General features: G+C 46.5%; 16 protein-coding genes and 1 riboswitch. Of the genes, 5 read left to right on the forward strand and 11 right to left on the reverse strand.

The genetic code is table 11. The features are described from left to right. The first annotated feature begins 131 nt into the window (after positions 1–131). Entirely contained in the window at positions 132–803 is a 672-nt protein-coding gene (locus tag LJD61_RS12010; RefSeq protein WP_255227787.1) for a hypothetical protein, read from the forward strand. A gap of 27 nt (positions 804–830) precedes the next feature. Here LJD61_RS12010 and LJD61_RS12015 read toward each other — a convergent pair whose 3' ends face one another. Genes LJD61_RS12015 through LJD61_RS12025 form a run of 3 tightly spaced genes read right to left on the reverse strand, consistent with a single transcriptional unit; the run spans position 831 to position 4,501 of the window. After that, positions 831–1,787 carry an ABC transporter ATP-binding protein gene (locus LJD61_RS12015; RefSeq protein ID WP_255227788.1) on the reverse strand — a complete coding sequence of 319 codons (957 nt, stop codon included), beginning with the start codon at positions 1,785–1,787 and terminating at the stop codon, positions 831–833. Beyond that, positions 1,750–3,477, reverse strand: coding sequence for an ABC transporter permease (locus LJD61_RS12020; RefSeq protein ID WP_255227789.1), 1,728 nt, complete (start codon positions 3,475–3,477; stop codon positions 1,750–1,752). Before LJD61_RS12020 ends, LJD61_RS12015 begins: the two co-directional genes overlap by 38 nt. Further along, positions 3,458–4,501, reverse strand: coding sequence for an ABC transporter substrate-binding protein (locus tag LJD61_RS12025; protein ID WP_255227790.1), 1,044 nt, complete (start codon positions 4,499–4,501; stop codon positions 3,458–3,460). Before LJD61_RS12025 ends, LJD61_RS12020 begins: the two co-directional genes overlap by 20 nt. Before the next feature lie 1,075 nt (positions 4,502–5,576). Here LJD61_RS12025 and LJD61_RS12030 point away from each other — a divergent pair. After that, positions 5,577–6,059: a QueT transporter family protein gene (locus tag LJD61_RS12030; protein WP_255227791.1), complete on the forward strand. Its 483-nt coding sequence runs from the start codon at positions 5,577–5,579 to the stop codon at positions 6,057–6,059. A 335-nt stretch (positions 6,060–6,394) separates the two neighbouring features. On the opposite strand, the gene LJD61_RS12035 is transcribed toward LJD61_RS12030, so the two are convergent. From LJD61_RS12035 to LJD61_RS12060, 6 genes are all read right to left on the reverse strand, one after another. Then, entirely contained in the window at positions 6,395–8,767 is a 2,373-nt protein-coding gene (locus LJD61_RS12035; protein ID WP_255227792.1) for a homocysteine S-methyltransferase family protein, read from the reverse strand. 233 nt (positions 8,768–9,000) lie between these two features. Next, positions 9,001–9,660, reverse strand: coding sequence for a vitamin B12 dependent-methionine synthase activation domain-containing protein (locus LJD61_RS12040; protein ID WP_255227793.1), 660 nt, complete (start codon positions 9,658–9,660; stop codon positions 9,001–9,003). 448 nt (positions 9,661–10,108) lie between these two features. Continuing rightward, the gene (gene metF / locus LJD61_RS12045) at positions 10,109–11,002 is read right to left on the reverse strand and encodes a methylenetetrahydrofolate reductase [NAD(P)H] (RefSeq protein ID WP_255227794.1); all 894 of its coding nucleotides are present in this window, start codon (positions 11,000–11,002) and stop codon (positions 10,109–10,111) included. Between the two features lie 14 nt (positions 11,003–11,016). After that, positions 11,017–11,739, reverse strand: a complete 723-nt coding sequence (locus LJD61_RS12050; RefSeq protein WP_255227795.1) for a UPF0280 family protein — start codon at positions 11,737–11,739, stop codon at positions 11,017–11,019. Continuing rightward, positions 11,732–11,938, reverse strand: a complete 207-nt coding sequence (locus LJD61_RS12055; RefSeq protein WP_255227796.1) for a 4Fe-4S binding protein — start codon at positions 11,936–11,938, stop codon at positions 11,732–11,734. The genes LJD61_RS12050 and LJD61_RS12055 overlap by 8 nt, the downstream gene beginning before the upstream one ends. Before the next feature lie 12 nt (positions 11,939–11,950). Next, positions 11,951–13,111 carry a homocysteine biosynthesis protein gene (locus tag LJD61_RS12060; protein WP_255227797.1) on the reverse strand — a complete coding sequence of 387 codons (1,161 nt, stop codon included), beginning with the start codon at positions 13,109–13,111 and terminating at the stop codon, positions 11,951–11,953. 125 nt (positions 13,112–13,236) lie between these two features. Continuing rightward, a riboswitch (SAM riboswitch) is annotated at positions 13,237–13,352 on the reverse strand. A 215-nt stretch (positions 13,353–13,567) separates the two neighbouring features. Between LJD61_RS12060 and LJD61_RS12065 the strand changes: the two genes are divergently transcribed. The 3 genes from LJD61_RS12065 to LJD61_RS12075 are packed head-to-tail and all read left to right on the forward strand — an operon-like array spanning position 13,568 to position 16,778. Further along, a complete protein-coding gene (locus tag LJD61_RS12065) occupies positions 13,568–14,572 on the forward strand; it encodes an AIR synthase family protein (protein WP_255227798.1) in 1,005 nt (334 codons plus the stop codon). A gap of 56 nt (positions 14,573–14,628) precedes the next feature. Beyond that, complete coding sequence (locus LJD61_RS12070; protein ID WP_255227799.1) at positions 14,629–15,180, forward strand: PadR family transcriptional regulator; 552 nt, start codon at positions 14,629–14,631, stop codon at positions 15,178–15,180. Next, positions 15,177–16,778 carry an NAD(P)H-dependent oxidoreductase gene (locus LJD61_RS12075; protein ID WP_255227800.1) on the forward strand — a complete coding sequence of 534 codons (1,602 nt, stop codon included), beginning with the start codon at positions 15,177–15,179 and terminating at the stop codon, positions 16,776–16,778. The genes LJD61_RS12070 and LJD61_RS12075 overlap by 4 nt, the downstream gene beginning before the upstream one ends. Before the next feature lie 88 nt (positions 16,779–16,866). Here LJD61_RS12075 and LJD61_RS12080 read toward each other — a convergent pair whose 3' ends face one another. Both LJD61_RS12080 and LJD61_RS12085 read right to left on the reverse strand, forming a co-directional pair. After that, positions 16,867–17,334, reverse strand: a complete 468-nt coding sequence (locus tag LJD61_RS12080; RefSeq protein WP_255227801.1) for a hypothetical protein — start codon at positions 17,332–17,334, stop codon at positions 16,867–16,869. Between the two features lie 142 nt (positions 17,335–17,476). Continuing rightward, positions 17,477–24,013, reverse strand: coding sequence for an S-layer homology domain-containing protein (locus LJD61_RS12085; RefSeq protein ID WP_255227802.1), 6,537 nt, complete (start codon positions 24,011–24,013; stop codon positions 17,477–17,479). Between the last annotated feature and the right edge of the window lie 10 nt (positions 24,014–24,023).

The following is a 24,023-nucleotide window of genomic DNA, read 5'->3' on the forward strand; positions in this document are numbered from 1 at the left end:
TGGCTTGCCTACATCGCCTTATATAAATCTATATTGACCAAAATCGACTATTATCATGTTTGTTTTATTGCTTTTCAGGAAATTATAATGTTTAAGTGAACTTCCATCCGATATAGAATTGAGGTTAAACCATGGGAAAAATTTATACTGAAACAGATCGTGATGTCCCGAGATATGCCTGCACAGATTGCAGTGCTTGCGGGAGCCTCATCGGCAAAAGCCTTTGCAAGGTAAAAAGCAGGGGCTGCTGCTGGTACTTTCCTAAATTTTCTCTTGTTGACATTCAGAGGATGACAAAAGCGCCGGAAGGCTTAAAGGTTTTGAACAGGATCATAGATAATCCCAACACCAAAATTTATAACTACTATATGCAGGCCAGAGGATTCTTTGATGAAGCTGAGTATGAGAAGTATATGGAAGGCGAAACGCTTGCGGAGACGGATTATATAGAAGATCACACCATATTTTTCAGAGCATGTCCTTTCGTCAAAGCAGGCCAGGGATGTACTTTGCCCCCCAGATACAGGACCTTTGTATGCAACTTTTTCATATGCAGGGAAATTACAGAGGCAGCCAAATCATATGAGCTTTTTCAAAATTATGAGGAAGAAAGGCTTAAGTATTCCCGATGGCTGGATTGGGAAAATGAAGGCCTGAAGCATGTCCTTTCCGAAAGGAGCCTGACCTTGCACGGAAATTTAGCAGAAGCTATACAGGTCCTGCAAGAGCTTGAAATGTCCCAATACGAATTTCCGTATCTTGAGCCCATAATCTTAGACGATTCCTGGTATAGAGGGGCATAATTGCCCCCTGCATATCATTGATTTCGATTAACTGTTAAAACAAATTTGCCTTTGAAATGCTATGCCCACCTTATCCCCTGCTTGAAAATCTTCATTTGCGCCGTTGGGGATGTCTGCTTGGAGAACCTGGTCCTCCGCTTTTATCATATATATGGTATAAGAGCCCATGTAGTGCTTTTGTATTACTTCTCCCCGCATAGCTCCTTCATCACAGGTTATTTTTACATGCTCAGGCCGCACGCCTATCAAGGCTTCCCCCATTTTTATCATATTGATCCGCCCTATAAAATCCGCTACAAAATGATTTACGGGATTTTCATAAATTCCTTTTGGGCTCCCTATTTGCTCTATGCGCCCTTCATTCATCACCACAACCTTGTCGGACATACTCATCGCTTCCTCCTGGTCATGAGTTACAAAGATCATGGTTATGCCCAGCTTTTGCTGCACGGCCTTGATTTCCTCCCTCACCCGCATCCTGAGCTTTGCATCCAGGTTGCTTAAGGGTTCATCTAAAAGCAGCAGCTTTGGGTCCAATACCAAGGCGCGGGCCAATGCCACTCTTTGCTGCTGCCCGCCGCTCAAAAGCCCGATGTTTTTGTTTTCCATTCCCGATAATCCTACAAGCTTTATCATGTTCAGCGCCTTTTCCATTCTCTCCTGCTTGCTTTGATTTTTTTTGAAGCGCAGCCCGTAATATATGTTTCCCATGACTGTCATATGGGGAAAAAGAGCATAATTTTGAAAAACGGTGCAAAGGGGCCTCCTTTCAGGAGACATGCCGGTTATATCCTCACCATCCAGTGTTATGCTGCCCCTGTCAGGTTTTACGAAGCCTCCTATCATCCTCAGGGTCGTAGTCTTTCCGCAGCCGCTGGGACCTAAGATGGATACTAGCCTTCCGGCCTCTATATCCAAATCTATTCCGTCAACGGCCGGAACATCATCAAAGCGCTTGGCCAAACCTTTTATCTGAAGAAACATTGCTCATTACCCCCTTTACCGACTTTTCTTTAAGCACGAATCTCGAAAACAATATATTTATTATCAATGTTGAATATATTATCATATTTGCTATTACCGCTCCCACTCCATAGTCGCCGTTTCTCAGGGTGTCAAACATTTCCACCGTAGCCAGCTTTGCCGACGGAGATATTATAAAGATTATCGCCCCAACTGTAGTCATGGTAGCAGTAAATGTATTTATAAAGCTCACGGCAAAAGCCGGTCTGAGCAAAGGGAATACTATATCCTTCAGCGCAAGCAGCTTTGGCGCTCCTAAGTCCCTGGCTCCGTTCTCCAGATCCGGATTGATGCCCACAAGCACCGAAGAAGCTGCTTTGCTTGCTGTCGGCAGTTGCCTGAAAATACAATTCAACAGCACTATCATGCCTGTACCCGTCAGCTTGAGAGGATAATTCCTGAAAGCCAATATATATCCTATTCCGAAAAAAGTGCCCGGTATTATATAAGGCAGGGATGCGGCAAAATCTAAAAGCTTGCTCCCCCAAATCCGCCTCTTTACAGTATAATAGGCAAAGAGATTTCCCAGCAGTCCTGCTGTAATGCCTGCAACAAAGGAATACCATAAGCTTCTGAAGAAGCTACGGAGCTTTCCGTACCTCATGGCTTTAACATACTCCAGGGTGAACACTATGCTCCCTCCCCGGTAATACGAGACGGCAGACAGAAGTATGGAGCCGTATTGCGCAAGCATGGCCCCGATATAAAGCCAGCATATGAGCTTCAGCGCAAAGCCGATGGGTCCGTCAAGCCTCAATGAAGCTTCTCTGAGCTGTGACTTGGTATTGCTGCCTCCATGAAGCTTCAGGCTTTTTATGCTGTGATTATAATAGGCAAAGGCCAGCAATGCGGGCAGCAGCAGCAGTACGCTCATGGCCGAAGCAGCAGGCAGATTGGAGCTGCTTATGACTTCGAGATAAGCCTGGGTAGCCAGAACATTAAACTTTCCTCCGATTATTATGGGTGTGCCGAAGTCGGACAAGCACCGGATAAAGGTTAGAAAGCCTGCGGCGATTATTCCAGGCCGGGCAGCAGGCAATACCACATTTTTTACCGTATGCCAATGCCCTGCCCCCAGATCCGAGGAAGCATCAATAAGGCTTCCGTCCATGGATTTGAGGGTTCCCAATATTATCAAGGCGGCTATTGATATGCTTCCCAGGGCTTGCATCAAAACAACCCCGTGCCAGCCATAGGGATTGATGGTAAGGCCCAGCAGCTTATGGGTGATGAGCCCCCTCCTGCCGAATAGGGTTATATAAGCCAAAGATGCGACAAAAGGCGGGGATATCATGGTCAGCATGAGCATTGAAGGCATTATTTTTTTTAATAATCCCCGGGAGAAAGTACCGTAAACAGCGATGCAGACAGCAAAAATCAAGGTCAGGGCCGTTGCAAGCCCTGCTGAAAAAACGCTGTTTAACAGGAGCTTGCCTCCCCTGCTGAAAGCATACTGGAAATTCTTTAAATCCGGATTCCCTTTATGCATAAAGCTCTCTTTCAGAACAGCCGCCACAGGGCCAAGTATAAAAATAAGCACCGATAAGACAACTCCAATAATTAGTATTGTCTCAATTAAATCATAAATAAGGGTATCCTTTTTTAAGAATACCCTCTTATTGTTTTTAAGATTATTTAGCAAGCTTCTCATTCCATATCTTCAAGATCTCATCTCTTTGCTGGCCAAAGAGTTCAAAATCTACTTTTAAGAATTTATCCATCGGCACATCTTTCATCATATCGTGATCAGCAACTTCAGGCCTCATCATAACTCTGGGGTCTGCATCCCTGATGATCTCCTGCCCCTTGACAGACAGTGCCCAATCTACAAAAGCCTTTGCTGCATCAACATTATCCGCATTTTTGAATATTGCCATTGTAGCAGGAACCCACGGAATCCCATCCTCGGGATAATAGGTTTTCACCGGGAACTGATCCTCCATAGCTATGAATTCGCCGGACATAGGGATTATCCCTATTGCAGCCTCTCCCGCGGCGACCTTCTTGGGAGGTTCCCCGCCTCTCTTGGCAAAGAAGGGCACGTTTTTACCCAATGCCTCAAAATATTTCCATCCCTCTTCTTCGCCCATATCCTGAAGCATGCCGTTCACCATAGCATAGTTGGTTCCGGATATGCCCGGGTCTGCCATGAGGATTTCATCCTTATACTTGGGGTCTAAAAGATCCGCCCATGTCTTGGGGGCTTCCAGCCCTTTTTCCTTCAGCACATCATTATTGACCATAAAGCCTACCAGCACATAGGATATGCCGTTCCAGTATCCGTCCTTGTCCTTGCAGTTGTCGGGTATGCTCTTTGCTTCAGGCGAAAAATGCTGCTCCAGCAGCCCCTTATCCTTTGCAGCTATAAAGCTGTCAACGCCGCCGCCGAACCAAAGATCAGCCATAGGCTTCCCGCCTTCTGCTTCGACCCTTGCCAAAACCTCACCGGAGGACATGTCAAGGAATTCCACCTTAACACCTGTTGCCTTTGTAAACTCCTCAAATATTATTTCTTTTCCGCCATAGGCAGCGACCACCTTTAAAACAGTGCCTTCCAGGCTTTTTTTCTCCGGCTCGCCGTTATTATTTGCAGCTTCTCCGCTCTTGTTGGCACAAGCCGTCAAAGACAATGCCATGACCAAAATAAGCATCCATGCTAAGATCTTTCTCTTCATTTCTCTTCCTCCATTTTTATGCAGCTAATAAGTTACTTGCCATCTCTATTATAGGTATAGCATCATCCTAATCCAAATAGATAAAATCGATTAAAGCCCGGGAGGATATTTATTATTTCTATGGCTATCCCATGCCTTCGTCAAAAAATAAAAGCTGGCTAAATCCTTATTAAAAATTTAGCCAGCTTATGAAACAGACTCTAATTCAACACAGATACCTGAATCAACCAAACTTAGTTTACCTCGTTACCTTTCTAACCAAACAACTTTCTAACTAACCTTACAAACCCTAAACCAATTTACACTATTATCCAACTTGCTATAACCAGAATATACTTACCTAACTGACCAATAGATTGACCTATCACTAGAAATCTGATAAATTTACATGTTGGTTGAATTAGAGTCTGCAGGAAAGATGTATCGCATCTTCCTTGTTTATAGTATATCACATAATCAATAAAAATAATACATTAATTTTCAGAAAATTAATTTTTTTCTCTTCAAGAGTCAATTGACTTTTTGAAGACTCTTAAAAGTTTAGAACAATATAGTATATATAACTTAGTTCTACGCTTATGGTATAATATGGTATAATATATTTAGTAATAAGCAAAAGTGGTGTGCTATAAATCCAGTAATATTAATATGCTTGGATATACATACCGCTATTATTATACGAGGAGTGAAAAAAGTGAAAAAGTATAAGGATATTTTTTTAAGTGTTACATTCTATTTAATTATAATTTTCTTATATCACATTATATCTGGTGACAGAAATGTTAATTATATTGTAATAATTTTAACATTAATAGCATTTACATTGCCTCCAATTCTAAAAAGAAAACAGCAGCCTAAATAAAAAAAGTTATGCTTGCATTGAAAAAGTAATTTCCACACCCACACAAGCGAAAGGTGGAAGTTAGTTTTGCAAAGAAAAGGTATATAATAAACAGGATAAAGGAAGTAATCAATACTTGAAAACATAGTATTATCAATGGTATTATTGAAGAGTCCAAAGATCAGTCAGTTCGAAACCATCCTGACTTAAAACAAAACTAGGGAGGTATAAAAAATGAAAAAAACAGTTTTTCTGATGCAGGCATCGCTTATAGCCGCTATCTATGCAGCAATAACCATAGCACTGGCGCCAATAAGCTACGGCCAGATCCAGGTCAGGGTTGCCGAAGCCCTTACAATCCTTCCGGCATTTACACCGGCTGCCATACCCGGATTATTTGTAGGCTGCATAGTGGCTAACCTATACGGCGGAGGCGGAATAATAGATGTAGTATTCGGAAGTCTTGCCACTCTCATGGCAGCGTATCTGTCCTACAAAATGCCGAAGAAATGGCTCGTTCCCCTGCCGCCTGTCGTTGTAAACGGAATAATAGTAGGCTATATACTCAATTATCTGTATGGCTTGCCTTTGCTGATCACAATGGGCTGGGTGGCTGTGGGTCAGATGATAGCTTGCTATGGTTTTGGATATCCTCTTATGAAGGTGTTGGAGAAATATGAAGATAGAATATTCAAAAGTGATGGCAGTCATGTATAACATGGCTGCTATTTTACTGTAGCGGAATATATAAAAGTTTCGAGCTACGAGTTGCGTGTTGCGGGAGCTAGGGTATTCCTTGCGGGTCATGGGAGACGGGGAACACGGATTAGCACTGAAATTCCACGGATTAACACGGTTTTCTACTTTTCTAATCTCATATCTAAGCAGGAATTTTGTGAAGAACCTTGAATAAGATCCTTCAGGCAAAGCCTTCAGGATGACAATGGAACTTGACTTCCATAGCAATAATAAAAAGACTTTCAGTGATTCCCGTATTCTCTAAGACCTCAACGGCCTACCCTAATACCAGAGGCCAGAGGCTATTCCTAATCCTATTTCCCAAATATGCTCTGGGCAACCTTCACCGATTCCCTGGCATCCTTCACATAGAAGTCGGCTCCTATCATCTCTGCATAGCTCTCATTCAGCACTGCGCCTCCCACCATTATCCTGCAGTGAGGACAGCTGCTCCTCAAGGCTTTTATGGTATCCTCCATATTTTGCACAGTTGTAGTCATCAATGCGCTCAGGCCCACCAAAGGAGCATCTTCCTCCGCTGTCTTTTCCACAACCTTTTCTATAGGGACATCCTTTCCCAGATCATAAACCCGGAAGCCGTAGTTTTCCAATAATATTTTTACAATATTCTTCCCTATATCATGGATATCGCCCTTCACCGTAGCGATCACTATCTTTCCCTTTTCTATCTGAGAATCACTGCCCGAACCTGCATTCATGTTATCCTTTAGAATTTCAAAGGCTCTCTTGACCGTCTCCGCCGATTGTATAAGCTGGGGCAGGAATATTTCTCCTTTTTCATATCTCTGTCCTACAATATCCAAGGCAGGAATAAGGTAATTGTCCACAATCTCCAAACCGCTTGACTCCTTGAGAAGCTCCTTCACAAGGGAAGCAGCTTCATCCTTTATCCCATCTATAATGACCTTCTTCAGATCTCTGCTGCTCATGGCCCCACTATCGGCGGGCTTCTGTTCTGCGGCAGAATATGCTTTTATATATGCTTTGCTGTCCTTATCCGCATTGGACAGCACATTAAAGGCCTTTATGGTGCTTATCATATCCTCTTCCATAGGGTTCAGGATGGGTGCATCCAGCCCTGCCGCAAGGGCCATTGCCAGAAACGTCCTGTTTAAAAGCCCTCTCGCCGGCAGGCCGAAGGATACATTGCTGACCCCAAGGGCAGTCTTAACCCCTAAGTTCTCCTTGACCAGCCTTACAGCCTTTATGGTCTCCTGCACCTCTCTTTGCTGGGCCGAAGCCGTGAGCACAAGGCAGTCCACTATTATGTCTTCCTTCTCTATGCCGTATTCAGCGGCTTTTTTGATCATGCGCTCTGCAGTTTGAAGCCTCTCCTCCGCAGTCTTGGGTATGCCCTTTTCATCCAGCGTCAGAGCTACTACCAGGCATCCGTATTTCTTGGCGATGGGCAGAAGCTCTGCCATGCTCTTTTCCTCGCCATTTATGGAATTGATTATAGGCCTGCCGCTGCAGATCCTTGCTCCGGCTTCGACCACCTCCGGCCTCACGCTATCTATCTGAAGAGGAAGGCTCACAATGCCCTGTATCTCCTTGATAGCCCTGACCATCAGCGCCTTCTCATCTATTTGGGGCAAGCCCACGTTTACATCCAGCATATGGGCTCCGTTATCCTTCTGGTTTACCGCTTCCCTCAATATGTAATCCATATCGCCTTTTATCAGGGCCTCCTTCAGCCTTTTCTTGCCTGTAGGGTTTATGCGCTCCCCTATGATTTTTACCTCTTCTCCCAGGACCACCGTGGAGGTGGCAGAGCTGGCCGCAGTGATCCTTTTCACTTCGGTATCGACAGGCTTCAGCCCTTCCAGAGCCTTCTTCAAGGCTCTTATATGCTCAGGCGTGGTGCCGCAGCATCCTCCCAATATCCTTACCCCTTGCTCGGCCATACTGCGCCCATATCTTCCGAAATCCTCGGGACTTATATCATAGACGGTTTTGTTTCCTTCCATCTTCGGCAAGCCTGCATTGGGCTGGATTATCACGGGCAATCTTGAATACCTCAGCACCTCAGCGATGAGAGGGAGCATCTCTTCAGGCCCTAAAGAACAGTTAAGCCCAAGGGCATCCAGGTTCAGGTTCTGTAATATATTTACCATAGTCAAAGGATCGGTGCCTGTCAGGGTCCTTCCGTCAGCTTGAAAGGTCATGGTGCAGATCACCGGAAGGCTGGAATTTTCTTTGGCCGCCAGTATAGCCGCTTTAGCTTCGTATATATCGGACATGGTCTCAATGAGGATCAGGTCCGCTCCGGCGTATGTACCGGCGGTTATTTGCTCCCTGAAGGCTTCATAGGCGGCCTCAAAGCTCAGATTGCCATAGGGCTCCATTAGCTGGCCCAGAGGGCCGATATCCAGAGCCACCAGCTTATCTCCTGCGGCAGTCCTTGCTATCTCCACGCCTCTTCTTATCACCATATCCAAAGAAAAATCCATATCCTTCAGCTTGTATCTGTTGGCCCCGAAGGTATTGGTGGTGACCACATCCGCTCCCGCATCTATATAGGCCCTATGTATGTGCTCTATGACCTCCGGCCTTTGGATATTGTAGCTCTCAGATAATTCTCCGGCTTTCATTCCGGCAGCCTGGAGCATGGTTCCCATCCCTCCGTCAAACAAGAGAAATCCGTCAAAATTTACAGCCTTAGTCATCAATATCCCCACACTTTCTATGTTGTTATTCAAAATTTTATGTTGTATTGATTGGTAACGATTGCGGTGTTTCAGAAACTAAGATTTTGTAAGCTTGCATAGGGTTGCGTCAAAACTCGCTTTGGCTCAAACAGTTGACGCAACATTTCCTATACTGCGCTAACAAACTCTAAGCCCCTTCACAATGCAAACTTATATCAATCAATACAACATTATTTCGGTACAATTAATATTTAACTGTGAATAGTAGCCTTTCTATATATACAATTTCTGTCCTTGCACCTGCTGCATTTATTTCCCTCGGAGGTGCTCTCCTGCCTCTGCCATCCTATAAATGCAGTTACCGACTTTCGCGGCAGCATAATACTGCTTTCATTAACGGTAAGCCCTATCCTCGGATATGCCTTCAGAAGCTCGATTATTCCCTTCTGAAGGGTTATGGGCAGATCTCCATAGCCCGGGCTGTATCTTGAAGTACAGCAGTATCCTTCCTTTAGAGCCTCTATCCTTATTTCTTCCTGTACCTCATCGCAAAGAGCCTCAATGGCTGCAGAAGCGCATGCATCCATCACTATGCCTTTGGTAAGGTCTGTCTTTGAATAGTATGCGATCCTCCTATCCGCTTCAAGCCCCAATGTGGCTGCCATCAGCGCACATTTATCCGAATTCCGGAGATGCATGGTCAAATCCCTGCTCTGAAAGATCAAGTTTGTATCCTTCAAAGCGATCCTATCCCCGTCTCTTTCAATATCATAAACATTATAAACAAAGCTTTTCCTCAAAGCTCCGCTCATCTCTGCAATGCATTCCGTCAAAAGCTTTTCAAGCTTCTCATCCATATATTGATGCTTATGGCCCAAGTACCTTAAAACTTCCATCCTGTCTATATGCATAAAAAATCCCTCCGCTTTAGCACTGAACTAACCCGCCCTAAATCCCCTGCGTGTCAAAGGGCGGTTAAGTACAGCATGGACTCGGCTAACATTTTGCTTCGCAAAATGAAGTCTCGTTCAAAATATAATACACTTTAATACATATAAAATGCAAGATAGCCTTTGGCGCTGTTTTGCCCCGAAACAATTTTATGCTGAGTTAATCTGTTATTCTAGCTGATAAAAGAGTATTTTGTGAAGAGGCTTAGAGTTTGTTAGCGAAGTATAGGAAAAGCTGCGTCAACTGTTTGAGCCTATATGCTGTTAAATCGGAAAACCTCATAAACTTGCTTTAATTTTAACAGTAATGATAAAAGCTACATGCGAGTTTTGACGCAGCCCTATACAAGCTTACAAAATCTTAGCCTTGAAACTTTATACTTGTTATCAGCTAGAACAACGAGTTAAATTAAGCATACTTGATGTTATTGCCCAGATAGCTCCTTATATTTGATATCTGGCCAATAATCTTTCTTGCCACTTCAGGCTTGTTCATCGTATATAAATGTATCCCGTCCACACCCGAAGAAAGCAAGTCTATGATCTGTTCCGCTGCATAGGCGATGCCTGCCTCCTTCAGGGCTTCCGGGTTGTTTTCATATTTATCGAGTATGCGTTTGAACTTTGCGGGTATGCTGGCGCCGCAAAGGCTTGTTATTCTCTCTATCTGTTTCTTGTTTATTACAGGCATGATGCCTGCGGATACAGGTATGTTGACATCTATCAAATCCAGCTTTTCTTTAAAATCATAGAAAAAATTATTATCCAAAAATAGCTGGGTTATGAGGAAGTCTGCTCCGGATTCGACCTTGGCCTTCAAGCTGCGCAAATCCGAGAGGCTATCCCTGGCTTCTACATGGACTTCGGGATAGCAGGCAGCACCTATGGAGAATCCTCCGAAATTCCTTATATGCGCTATAAGATCCTTTGCATACCCGTACTCGGCCTCTTCTAAAATGCAAGTGCCATCCTGGGGTCTGTCTCCCCTCAGTGCGAGCACATTTTCTATATTGGAGCTGCGGAGCCTTGCTAAAATATCCTCTACTTCTTTTTTCGTAGAGCTTATACAGGTCAGATGAGCAAGGGCTTCAATGCCATACTTGTTTTTTATGATATCTGCGATCTGCACCGTATGGGATTTGCTGCTGCCTCCTGCTCCATAGGTGACGCTGATAAAATCGGGCTTCAGATCGGATAAGGCATCGATGGTGTCAAAGACTGTATCTATAGATGTCTCGGGCTTTGGAGGAAATATCTCCAGGGATATTACCGGGCTTTTATTGAACAATTCTTTTATCTTCATTTTCACTTCTCCTTTCAAGGTTTGATCAGATTTATATTGCCGAAGGCACCCATCTTATCTCCCACTATTATGAGGACGCCTTCCACTCCGGGAATAGACATGGCTGTTTCTATCCCCTTTTCTATATCATTTTGGTCTTTCACCGCATTGCCCGCAGCAGTGGCGGCAGCATCTGCCAGCACTGCATCCCTTGCAAGTATCACTGCCGCATCGGCTTTGCCGAAGCTTAGGGAATGGCCTACAGTGCCGCTGGAGGTGCAGATGCCCAATTCTTCATCACTGCCGGGTATTAGGAGGGCGATCTTGTTTGAAAACGGGAAACTTCCTGCATATATGGAAATCCTTCTGTCTATCTTAGTCTTAAGAAATATATCTCCGCCATTTTCAATGATCATCTCCTCTGTATGCTTCAGCAGCGAAAGCCCTACATATTTGGATACGGCTCCGGCCACTGCCGCCATAGGGCCCACCTTTGCGGACTTTGCCGCACGGCACATTTGCTTTACTATTTCAGGACTGTTTTTTTGAGGTTTAACAGGCTCGAGGCTAGTAAGAAAATGAGGATTTTTACGAATATATTCATGAAGCTGGCTCCTGCATTTTATTAAAGCCCTCCTGGCTTCTTCCTCCAGATCATCCTTAGCAAAAATCTGGAGATCCGACTCGCCTTCGGTTACATTAAAACAGAGCAAATCCTTGGATTTCATTATTTCTCTGTAGAACCGCTCTTCATACATAGAGCCACCTTATCGCCATGTCTACCGTGATGGCTCTCAAGGGGCAAGCCTTGATACAGCTTTCACAGCCTTTGCAGCAGTCCTTATCAAAGGACAGGGTGCAGTCCTTGCCTTCCAACCGGAGCGAATCGGAACCGCATGCTGCCGTGCAGGCACCGCAATGTACACATTTCTCTTTGTCTATATAAATCTTATTCATCATATCCCTCCATCAACAGGTTTCTTTCAACGAATTCAGAGCTGAAACTTTTGGGAAAGCTTCTATGGGCTCCTGAAGGGTAAAGCCTTCCTCCGCCACCCATCGCTTGAGCTCCAGAGCAATCTTTCTCGCCTTATAAAGGCTGGAAAGAGGCGAGGTTTTTATCAGCTTGCCATCAAGGTCCAATTCTCCGCTTCTCAATTCTCCGTAGCTGCATTTGCCGAGAACGGGCTTATTGAGACGGGGTACGCTGTAGTCTACAATATTTGTATATATATCCTTGTTTTGTACCGACAGGTTGAGGAGCAGATTCTCATCCAGAACGGGTATAGGTATTCCTATGCCCACGAAGAGGGATGTGCCGTATTTTTCAAAAACGGCAGGCTTAATATATTCTGTGCTCATCTTCTTCAAATCACCTGTGACTGCAAGGGTGCAAGCCGGTGATAGGGGTATGCCGTTTTCCCCCCTGGGTTTTTCGGTGACAAATTGCGTGCCCTGCCAGGAAACATATCCGGCGGCGCCCGCCAAGAATATTTTTGTCCCTATGCCTATGGTCCTCAGATAAGGGTCATTCAATAGAGGGCTCAATTCTCCGGAGGTGGAATAATTTATATTCTCCATATGGGGCTTCAGCACTCCCATATATGTATGAAGGAGCCTGTCGGAAGTATTTATTGCCGCAGAATAGTTCTGATAGCAATTCCTTGGATTATATAGGTAAGCTTCATTTATCGAATCCTTGGTAATGTAGGTATCTATCTCCTTCCTGGGATAGCAGTCCGTCCCCTGGGAATAGGCCTTAAGATGCACAGGCTTCCCATCTATCAGATCGCATATGACATGGGCTCCTCCGTATTCGATGCCCAGATCCTGTGAAGGCTCAGTGGCTCCTATGTATGAATCTACTGCGGCAAGGCCGCCGTAAGCATTGACATTGTTGAGCAAAATTTTGGCCATCCTTATGGGCGGATCTGAATGGCCGAAATTTATGAAGGCGCCGGAAGAACACATGGGCCCAAAGGTTCCGGTGGTTACCACATCCACATATTCGGCCGCACCTCGTATTCCTTTCTCTTCCGCTATGTCTATGACCTCTTCTGCCGTAACTACAACTGCCGTACCTTTCCTGATCTTTTCATTGATTTCTTCATAGCTTTTTTTAATGGACATTATGATTCTCCTCCTCTAATTTTTTATCGGAGACAAGGCGGAGCAAATTAAAAAGACTGCTTTCGGATAAGAAAGCAGCCGGCTGCAGGCTAATAAAGTATCATATACTTTAATGCTATACGCTACCCTTATCTCTCAGAATTTAAACAAAATCCTGCAGGAATTGACACCGCTGCATTCGAATGAGAATGCCGGTTGTCGGGCTTCATTGGGCCAGTCCCTCCACCTCTCTGGATAAGATCTTATTCAATTATAACAAATGTTTAAAAGAAATTTTAAGCCAAATAAGAGCATTTGTCAAGTAAAATCTGCAAAATGGTTTGTTTACATTATAAAGATTTGTATGTATACTTTTATTGTATGGTTTGAACGAAGCTTCATTGCTATGAATTGCTTTTGTTTAACGTTGTGCGGGCACCGCATGTTAATAGTGATAAATTTTAGAGGTGATCATTCTTGAAAATAGGAAAAGTGCCTCCTGAGATATTGAAGAGTTCTGTTTATCCATATCTTGGGAGTATGAGAAAAGAAGTGCTGGTTCACTCCGGCTTTGGTGAGGATTGCAGCATCATCGACTTTGGTGAAAATGTGGCTGTGGCTTCCACCGATCCCATAACCGGTGCCAATAAAAACAGCGGATATCTTTCGGTCTTCATTTCCTGCAACGATATCGCCGCCTGCGGAGCAAACCCTCTCGGTATACTGGTGACATTGCTTCTGCCCGCCGGTGCCGACGAGCTCATGCTGAAGGATCTGATGGAGGGCATACACGATGCTTCCCGCCAGATAGGGATAGAGATATTGGGAGGGCACAGCGAGATCACCGATGCGGTTATCAAGCCGGTGGTCTCTGTGACTGCCCTGGGAATAGCAAAAAAGAACGAATATGTGACCTCTTCGGGAGCCAGGCCCGGCGATGATGTGATTGTGACCAAGGCTCTTGGCCTCGAAGGGACATCAATACTGGCATCGGACTATGAGGATATATTGAAAGCGGAGCTGTCACCTGAACTGCTGCACAGAGCCCAAAGCTTTATCAAAAAAATAGGAGCCGTTGAGGATGGGCTTGCCGCTGCCAAAGCAGGAGCCTCAGCTATGCATGACATAACCGAAGGCGGCTTGCTTGGGGCTGTTTATGAGATAGCCGAAGCTTCCGGTACAGGGGTAAGGATAATAAAGGAGAAGCTCCCCATATTGCCTGAAACCAGAGCTATCTGCGACTTTTTCCGGATCGATCCCCTTGGGCTTATTTCCAGCGGTTCCATGCTCATATGCGCCCCAAAGGGCGACGAAGTGGTGAAGGCCCTGGCAGCCCGCGGCATTGATGCCTCCATAATAGGAAAGATTACGGAAAAGGATAAGCTCCTGGTCTCGGGGGATGATTGCATAGCCATCACACCGCCTGAGAGAGACGAGCTTTATGTTGCCGCAGAAAGAGCCGAAAAGATTTTTCTTCCTTGACTATATTATACTTGTGTAATATAATATTTGTATAATATAAATTTGGAGGTGCCGCTATGTCTTTGAAGCACGGACTTTTAGGCCTTCTGAGCTATGGCCGGATGACGGGATATGAGCTTGATAAGACGTTTAAGGATTCTCTCAACTTTTTCTGGCAGGCGCAGACAAGCCAGATCTATCGTGAACTCAACGCTATGGAAAAGCTTGGATGGCTCACATCGGAAATCGTGTTCCAAACGGATAAGCCAAACAAGAGACAATATTCCATTACCGATATGGGGAAAGCGGAGCTGTACAAATGGCTGGATGAAAGCAGCCTGGACAGCGAGTTTCAAATCCGCAGCGCATTTTTAATGAAGCTTTTTTTCTCCGGCGAGAGAAATGTTGATGAAAATATCATAATGCTTGAAAACTATAAAAAAAGATGTATGGAGGCCATGGAGGCTTTGGAAGGAACCGACGGCAATATAGAAGATTACCGCTCCTGCGCCAGTTCAAATCAACAAGCTCTTTACTGGGGGCTTACGGCTGCCTTCGGCAAATCTTATTTCAAAATGTGCCTTGATTGGGCAGACAGCGCAATCAAGCTGCTGGAGGGCTCACTATGAATATATTGGTGCTCAACGGCAGCCCCAGGGGTGACGAGAGCAATACTCTTAAATTAGCAAATGCATTCTTGGAGGGATTGAGTGAGGGCAGCAGTCACCGCATTGATATCATATCCATCTGCCAATCCAACATTGAGCATTGCCGCGGATGTTTTGCATGCTGGACTAAAACGCCCGGCCGCTGCATCATAAAGGATGACATGGCAGAGCTTACGGAAAAGTATATAAACGCCGATGTCATCCTATGGAGCTTCCCCCTTTATTATCTGGGCATGCCTTCCAAGATCAAAGCCTTCCTGGATCGCTTGCTGCCTACCAACCTGCCTTTTATGGCTGTATATGAGGACGGGACCAGCGGGCACCCTCCGCGATACGACCTGTCACATCAACGCCATGTATTGATCTCAACCTGCGGCTTTTATTCCACAAAAAATAATTATGATGCTCTGCTCCGGCAGTTTGAAATAATGTTCGGAAAAAGGCTGGCCAAGATCATCTGCCCTGAGGGGGAGCTGTTGCGGGTGCCGCAGCTTTCAGCAAGGACCGGCGATTATTTATCTTATGTCAAAAAAGCAGGAGAGGAATTTGCCCTGTACGGCAGTTTTTCAGAGGATACGCAAAGCAAGCTGGAGGAGCTTTTATACCCTCCGGAGGTTTTTGTCGAGATGGCCGACGCCAGCTGGGATATAAAAGGATCTGCTCAGGGCGACGAGCCACGGGACCCTTCCTACAACTTCATGCGGCAGATGGCCGCCATTTACAACCCCCAAAGCTATGTGAAGGATATAATTCTGGAAATGTTTTTTACCGACCTCGATAAGACCTATCAATTGTTATTGGGCAAAGAAAAATGTACTGTCAAGACCGATGCTTTTATACCATATACCACAAGGATTGAAATATCCTTTGAAATTTGGCGGCAAATCTCGGAGGGAAAGCTCAACGGCGCCGAAGCCATGATGAAAAAGCAGTACAGGGTTTTGGGCGACTTTGACACCATGCTGAAGATGGATGAATATTTCGGCGGAAAAAAGCCTGCTTTGGAGGATCATAGTGAACTGGGGAAAACCAATATGAGCATCCTGCTGTATCAATGGATCGCCTTGTGGGTATTGCTTCCCATCGATGCTGTCTGGGGCGGCGCAGCAGGAATCTTGTCTTGCGCTCTGATTCCCATGCTTGGCTATAGATACAGATTGACGGTTTACGATAGGATCAGCGGCATTTTGGTATCCATGCTCAGTTTGACGGCGCTGCTTTCCGTCGATAAAGCCCTCATCATTTGCCTGTCCTATCTGCTGTTTGGAATGCTGTGGCTTTTATCCTGCGCAGTAAAAATACCATTGTCCGCCCATTATTCAAGCGGCGATTACGGCGGTGACGGAGCATTGAGCAACCCATTGTTCATCAAAACAAACAGGATACTGACCATGGCATGGGGAGTATTATACCTGCTGATTGCAGCCTTCTCATACTTTCTTATGAGCAGCCCCCTGTCCGCCTACACCGGTTTGATCAATTCCGCAGCACCTGCATTGATGGGCGCCTTTACGATATGGTTTGCCAAGTGGTACCCTGCAAAGGTGGCAAAGGGATAAAAAGCAGCTATATAAAAGAGGCAGTCGCGATGGCTGCCTCTTTTTCAGCACAAGCCTGATACCATTTTTATAGAACTTTACAGGCTCATTATTTTATTGATTTAAGCTTCGTTAGATCTCTCCAGTTGCTGGCGGTGATGAGTTCAACATTTGATATGGTTTCTTTGATGTCTCCAATATCATTAGAAATTTTATCAAGTTTGTCATTTGTCACTTCTCTGCTATCGTAAAGACCGCAGATTTTATCTGATATTTCACTTTCAATCTTATTCTCGATTTTGATAATCTCTTTTCTGTTCTCCCGAATTTCTGTCTCAAGTTCTGTCCTGACACCCTGAATTTCTGCTTTGAGCTCTGTCCTGACACCCTGAATCTCTTCTTTGAGTTCTGTCCTAACACCTTGAATCTCTTCTTTGAGCTCTGTCCTGACACCTTGAATCTCTTCTTTGAGCTCTGTCCTGACACCTTGAATCTCTGCTTTGAGCTCTGTCCTGGTATTATCTATTGCTTTTGTAAGATCGATTAGCATTTCCAGTATTTTTTCCTCATTGCCCACCGCTATTTCCCTCCCGAATATTGAACAAAATAACTTAGCTTTCTATATAAATTATACATATAATTCTTTGTTTAGTAAATGAAGAATTGTGAAAAGCGGACAGTTCTTCATTGCCCGCTTTCACTATCCAGCTTTATAAAGCTTACTTTTCCATATATCTTGTCATAAACCGGTAAAGTATGGCGGCAATCTCTGCCCTGCCGGCTTTGGCTTTAGACGCCAGCTCCTTATCGCTCCTGCCGGTGATCAGGCCCCGGTCATTAGCCCATTTCATGGCCGCCAAAGCCCAGCCGCTTATATCCTCTGCGTCGATATAGCCGCTTAGATCAGCTCCTGCCGTCACGTCATAGCCTTTGTACTGGCTGTAGCGATAAAGCATGACTGCCATCTGCTCCCGGGTAATGTTGTCATCGGGGCCGAAAAGCCCTCCGCCGTAGCCTGATACAATGTTGTTTTCACTGGCCCAGAGCACCGCATCCTTATACCAGCCATCCTGCAGGTCGGCGAAGAAAGTCTTGCCCTGAGGCTTCGGAGATCCGTCCATACGCCAAAGCACTGTTGCCAGCATACTCCTCGTCATAGGCATGGCCGGTGAGAATGTGCTCTCCGTTGTGCCGTTGAACAATCCCTCTGAGCATACATACTCCACATAGGAGTAGAACCAATCGGATTCCTTGATGTCCGCAAAAGGATTTTCCCATTTTGCTTCCGGTGTCAACGGTGAGGGGGTTTTGTCTTCTTTTGCTGCTTTGCCGGCATCTGCACTGCCTTTGCTGCCTCCGCCGTCATCCTTATCATCGCCGCCTGATGTATCCTTGGGGCTTACGGTAAAGCTGACGTTAAAGGATGCGGTGATGCCGCTGCTCCCGGAAACCGTGACAGTTGCCTCATAGGTTCCTGCCGGGAGATTATCCTTCGGCTTGATGGAGAACCTTCCGGTGCCGCCCTTGTCAATATTGCTTATGGGAGTCCCGGCTAAGGCAAAGCTGCTGCCGTTCCTGCCGGAAAGCGACACAGCAAGCTCTCCCGTAGATTGGCTGCCGATGTTGGCTACGATTACTTCCCTGTAGGCTGTACTGCCGTATCCTTCCTTGCGTCCTGCAAAGGTGTAAGTGCCGCTCTCGCTGAGGCTGACGCCATAGGCAGACTCAGCTACAGCTATCACTACGCCGTCCTGCAGCATCCTGCCGCCGCCCAGATCGTATTGGGCCCTCAGCAAAGTCTGCCCCTCCGCTTTAGCTGTGACAAGGTTCCCCTCCAGGGATGCGGAGCTGCCGCCGAACACCTCCAGTCTTGAAGCCGGACTGTCGGTTATGTCTATCGTGGTTCCGCCCTTTATGAAGCCCATAAGGCGAAGTTCCGCCCTTTCCGCCTCGTTCAGGCTGATCTGACCATTGGCTGCGGGGGAAGCCTCCTTATAAATCGCGATGCTGTTGATATCCGCCAGCTTCGCATTTGTAAGCTCCACCAGCTTTGTTTCCGCATTGCCTGCAGCATCTGCGGCGGTGATCTCAAGAGCAGCCTTCGATGAATTTGCCGCGGAGCCCAGAGGAAGGGTACAGCTTAAGAGCCCATCCTTAAATATGTTGTCTTTCTCAATAGGAATAACTGCTTCTCCGTTTAGCTTAAAGGTATATACGGCGTCATGATCCGCCGTTCCTCGCACCAAGATGGTATTTCCGCTGAAGGTATTGCCGCTTAGAGGAGCCTCCAGCATGAATGAGGGCGGGGTGGTATCAATATTGACTATTTGCTGCACAATGGCATGGTCTCCATCCCCATCCACGGCATGGAATTCCAGGCTATGCTCGCCGTCAGGCAAGCTGAGGGGCTGGGCCATCCTTGTTGCCGGGGTATCAAATTTATACCACTTGCCATCCTCTATATCGCCGTTTATATATAATTCTCCTGTAATGGCAACGTCTGAGGTAATCAAAGCATTGCCCGCTGCCCGGTCATAGGCTATAGTCAGCTTTGGCGGGGTTGCTCCTTTTAATGCCACAGCCTCCGAATTGACATATGAGCTGCAATGGTATATTTCATCGCCGTCAATATCCGGATCCGGGTCTTCAATGTTCCCTGCTCTCGCCTTTATACTGTACCTCTTTCTGGGAGTATATCCCACCGTCACGGATTGTCCTGTAGGCTTTCCTTCACCATCCATTACCGGCACATCATAACGACCTCCGATGAGGATATCATCGTCTTTGTCAAAATACAGCCCGGCGTCAACCAGCGTGCCGTCTTCGTAAACATCGATAAAGTATCCTTTGAGCTTAGCATCGCCCGGATCAGCGGGTGTGATATCCGCTTTCAGCTTGTCATTGCCGGCATTGCTCAGAACCACCGATATAGGTGCTCCGGGTGCCTTGCTGTTTGTGACGTTAACGCTGCCTGCCTCATACTTTTCAAAGCATTTTTCTTCATCGCTCAAGGTCAAGGTCACATAATATTTCCCGCCGGCCATCTCCGATGGGATGTTTAACACCGCTTCCCCTTTATCTCCCGTATATTTTGCAAAGATATCAACAGTATTGAGGATAACGCCGTCCTGACCCTCTATGTCGGATATGGACACGATTATCTTTGCCGTATCGCTGATATTTTCTCCCGTCCAATTGACGGTGAGACTATTTCCTGATAAGGATGATCCGCAAGTTTTGAGCTCGCTTATGGGGTCCACATAAATAGCACCCACGTCATAGGCTTTGTTATCATTAAACTCTATCAAGAAATTTTTGTTTATTGTAAGGTCAGTATGGGGGATTACTATATACGCCACGCCTCCCGCAATATTTACATTTGCGGTTTTCAGGGCATTTTCCTTTTCCGTATCCGTTGCCCCTGCTCCGGGAGCCGTGTAGTATTTCAAAGGATATAAGCTGCCGTTTTGTTTCACCGTCATATGCTCCTGCAGATAATCTCCGGTCAGCTCCTCACCGTCGGCGCGGCTCACCGTCAAAATATAATCGTCCGCATCGCCGAACTGCACCAGATGGCTGGTCCGCTGCTCATTGGCATATATCTGAGTCGGAGTGGCTGCGAGAGCCCTCATCCTTCCGGCAGGCTGCATAGCCTGAGCCGCCATATCCGCGAAATCTGCCGCAACCTTGCTCCCCGCAACGAAGGACAGATTGCTGCCCACTGATACAAATTGGCTTTCTCCCGTCTCCGGGTCCGCCCCCACTTCCCGGGGTGCGGTCATGGCCTTATATAAGGCAAAGCTGCGCCGCTCTCCCGCATCGGCAAACATGATGGGTTGCCCGCTTGGAGCCAAGCCCATGGATTCGCCGCCGCCCACATTGCCGGCGGTAAACTCCACATCGCCGCCCCAGTAGTAGACAAAGCCAACCTTTACTATTTCAAGGAGAATAATAGTTCCCCATACCTTTTCCGTGCCTCCCCCCAGCTCCGCCGATGCTATCTGCATTCCGCCGACTACCGGGATAATCTTGGGCAAAGTCAGGGATACCCGGAGGACAAATTCAAAGAAGGCTTTTGTATCGCCTCCGGCTCCTGCCGTTATCTGCATGGAGCCTTTAAGTATCTGCATATAGGTGACCCCTGCCCTCAGATTGAGGCTGAAATTGGGATACCAGCCTATGGCTGCCAGGCCTCCGTCGATGAATTTGGCATCCTTCAGCTTTTTCAGGCTCAGATCATCAAAGCTTATTGAAATAGAGCGCAAGGACAATTCAAGATCCGCGCTGCCTGATAAAATCTTTGTCACGTCAAATTCCACATGGAGCAAAAGTGTCAAAGGCGGTATGCCGTCCTTGCCGTATATGGTGTCATAGAGCTTATCAAAGCCCCCTCCCCCGCCGGTTATCCAGAGCACTCCCGCGCCGTCCACATTAAAGCCCGGCTCAAAGCCGCCAATGGTGAAGTATAATTTATCCGGGATGGGGGCCCCTGACGGATTGGACTTTATCACCAGTGAAAGCTGCATTTCCATAGTCGCTGTCTTGACCTTGCCGTCAAAGCCTACCTGGTATCCGCCGATGGTGTTGATCCCCAAATCCGCTTCGATCTTGTTGGGCAAAAAGCTGACGAGCTGAGGCAGGCTGACGTGAGCGTCCATATTGATGCCTATATAGCCCGGGGATTTGCCGCCGTACAATATATCGTGAATGGCAGCTCCGGCCTCAACTCTGCTGGGCTTTGAGTTTTTCGGAGGCGCATCCACTTCTTTTGTCTGTGCCGTTATATCCCCGGTCTCATCATCAAAGTTTAATCCAAAGCCGAAGCCGTCGGGATCATCATCTTCATCCACCACTGTTTCCCTGGTCCAGCTATCCCCGCCTTTTTTATTTTGACGGGCTTTTGCCGCTCCCCCGGGTGTGAGAAAGCCCAGGTCCAGGCCCCCTCCGAAGGATATGATATCGTAGGTGCTGCCGTCTGAGTTTTGGATCTTGCCCAGCACACCGTATTTGAGGTCGATTAAAAAGCCTCCTATGGTCCGCAAAGTGTCAAAGGCATTATCCCATTTAAGCTCGATATAGTCCTGCCCCAGGGCTATACTATCACCGCTTTTTATCTCACCCCGTGCATTGTATAAGGGGACAATGTATTCTGTGCCTGCCTTTAATCTAAATGCTGCCGTACCATCGCGCACAGTGGTATTGGCACCTATGGTGGTGATCTTGCCGTCCATTAAAACTTCTGCGGTGCCATCGTTTTTTTGCTCTATGGTGAGATCGCTGCCGTAGTAATTCAACATATGGTTGATATTGATGTTTTTATTTTTGCCCAGCATGCGATAGAAATTCTTGTTTTCCCTATCCTGAAGGATATCCCCTCTGAAGGACAGCAGCAGATCATCGGCGTTTACACCCGCCGCTGAAAATGCTGATTCGTTTTTATAGGGTACTACTTTATATTTATTGCCCTCATCCCTTTGGACTGTCACTACTCCGTATTGATCATTGCGGTATTTTGGGTCGCCGGACATATGGACAAACATGGCGGATGAAGTGAAATCCGTCGGCACACCCTGGAGTGCCGTTTCACCCGTATCCGTTTTCCAAAGGAAATGCAGCTCATAAGGCCCCGGCTCCATATAGCCGCTTATCTGCATCGTAACGCTTTTTGGCCTGTCGCCTTGTTCATAGGTCAGATTGCCGATGGGGACCTCATGGGTTTTTCCGTTTTCGCCCCTGAGCTCGATCTTGTTTAAAAGATCGCTCCTGAAGAAGCTCATGCCCTGACCTGTCACGGTGAGGTAGCGGGTATCATCGTTGTACAGTATCTTAGGGCCTATTTCCGCCAAGGTTATGGCGGGGAGGTCAGGATCTGTACCCGGCAATACTATAAAATTCTCCGTGGTGCCCAGGCAGTATTCCTCCGCATAGGAGCCAAGCTCATTGACATCTTCGTCCATATCGAATACCTTTGTCACGAAGCTGCCCAGCTGAGCGTTTTTATCCGGTGTAAATTTGAAATCAAAGTAGGTGGTGCGGTTCTGCCCCGGCTCAAAGCTGATCACATCCGTATATACCGGATCTGAATTATCGTATTCGACCCAGTTCCCCAGATCCGTCTGCCGCTGGGTTTCAAACCCAAGGGCATATACCACTACCGCCAGATTATCGTACATCTTCTTTGAATCCGAAGGATTTGTGATGGTGGTGTTGATGCGGACGATGTTTTCCCCCACATCCTTTTCCGATCCCTTATATGCCGTATTGCTGTCGTCGGTGAACTCCAGCTTTGACGGTGCGGTGGTGTTTATGAGAATTTTGTTATCCTTATTTTTTAAATTAGCGGTTACCCCGTAATAGGTGGAGAAGGATTTCTCCCCTCCCCCTGCCACCGGCCCCAGATCATAGTAGAGGGCGGCGGCACTGTCGGCGGTTTTGGTGCCGTTGATGCCGTTGGTGAAGTTCAATGATAAATCAGGCGCATAGTCAAACTTCGTCGCAGCAATATTGGCCCAATGGGCGAAGGTCATCTTATAGGGCTTTTGATCCTCAAATACGCTGTTCACCCCAAAGCCCACTATAGCCGATGCAAAAGGATTATCCCTGACAAAGTAATCCGCAGGCATCCTGATGGTGGGATCGGCGATGCTGTCCCAGGTGCGCTCAAATTCGAAGTATTCATAGCCCTGCCCCAGGTTCTGCTTTGGCAATTCATAGTAGCCATAATCCTTGTCTCCCAGCTGGGTGTCGATCAAGACTCTGCTTTTCACATTGGCAGAACCGGTTCCTTTGTTTTTCACTGTATAGCTTATCATGGCTGTACCCAGCTGCTCTGAGATCTCGCTGTTCACCAGCGTGATCTTCTGCTCTATCTCTACATCCTTCACGCTCCAGGTGCTGGCCACCCAGGCCCCCATGGGGTCAACAGCCGTTGTCACGGCTGTTGTGGATTGGCCCAGGAATCCGTAATCATTTCCGAATATATAATCCTTATCTCCGATCCTAAAGGAGGTGAAGGAGGTATCCATATTGGCTCCCCGATGGGTCAAAGCCATATCATCATCGCTCTTTTTTAATATATCTCCGTCTTTGGTGGCTATGACATAGCCTCCGTTATCCCGGCTGACTGTCACTTTGATATATTGATTGGCGATTTCCACCGTCTTGGGCTCTGTCCACGCCGCCCAAACCGGCTCCATGGGGACAAAGGTGAGCATGAGGGTGACTATAAGAAAAACTGATATTATACGTTTCATCATAACTATTCCC

Origin of the sequence: Lutispora saccharofermentans (assembly GCF_024363565.1) — a bacterium.
In the GTDB taxonomy this organism is placed as follows: domain Bacteria; phylum Bacillota; class Clostridia; order Lutisporales; family Lutisporaceae; genus Lutispora; species Lutispora saccharofermentans.

Coding starts and splice junctions, on each gene's coding strand:
- LJD61_RS12010 (WP_255227787.1), top strand. CDS start 132: ATGGGAAAAATTTATACTGAAACAGATCGTGATGTCCCGAGATATGCC.
- LJD61_RS12015 (WP_255227788.1), bottom strand. CDS start 1,787: ATGTTTCTTCAGATAAAAGGTTTGGCCAAGCGCTTTGATGATGTTCCG.
- LJD61_RS12020 (WP_255227789.1), bottom strand. CDS start 3,477: ATGAGAAGCTTGCTAAATAATCTTAAAAACAATAAGAGGGTATTCTTA.
- LJD61_RS12025 (WP_255227790.1), bottom strand. CDS start 4,501: ATGAAGAGAAAGATCTTAGCATGGATGCTTATTTTGGTCATGGCATTG.
- LJD61_RS12030 (WP_255227791.1), top strand. CDS start 5,577: ATGAAAAAAACAGTTTTTCTGATGCAGGCATCGCTTATAGCCGCTATC.
- LJD61_RS12035 (WP_255227792.1), bottom strand. CDS start 8,767: ATGACTAAGGCTGTAAATTTTGACGGATTTCTCTTGTTTGACGGAGGG.
- LJD61_RS12040 (WP_255227793.1), bottom strand. CDS start 9,660: ATGCATATAGACAGGATGGAAGTTTTAAGGTACTTGGGCCATAAGCAT.
- metF (WP_255227794.1), bottom strand. CDS start 11,002: ATGAAGATAAAAGAATTGTTCAATAAAAGCCCGGTAATATCCCTGGAG.
- LJD61_RS12050 (WP_255227795.1), bottom strand. CDS start 11,739: ATGTATGAAGAGCGGTTCTACAGAGAAATAATGAAATCCAAGGATTTG.
- LJD61_RS12055 (WP_255227796.1), bottom strand. CDS start 11,938: ATGAATAAGATTTATATAGACAAAGAGAAATGTGTACATTGCGGTGCC.
- LJD61_RS12060 (WP_255227797.1), bottom strand. CDS start 13,111: ATGTCCATTAAAAAAAGCTATGAAGAAATCAATGAAAAGATCAGGAAA.
- LJD61_RS12070 (WP_255227799.1), top strand. CDS start 14,629: ATGTCTTTGAAGCACGGACTTTTAGGCCTTCTGAGCTATGGCCGGATG.
- LJD61_RS12075 (WP_255227800.1), top strand. CDS start 15,177: ATGAATATATTGGTGCTCAACGGCAGCCCCAGGGGTGACGAGAGCAAT.
- LJD61_RS12085 (WP_255227802.1), bottom strand. CDS start 24,013: ATGATGAAACGTATAATATCAGTTTTTCTTATAGTCACCCTCATGCTC.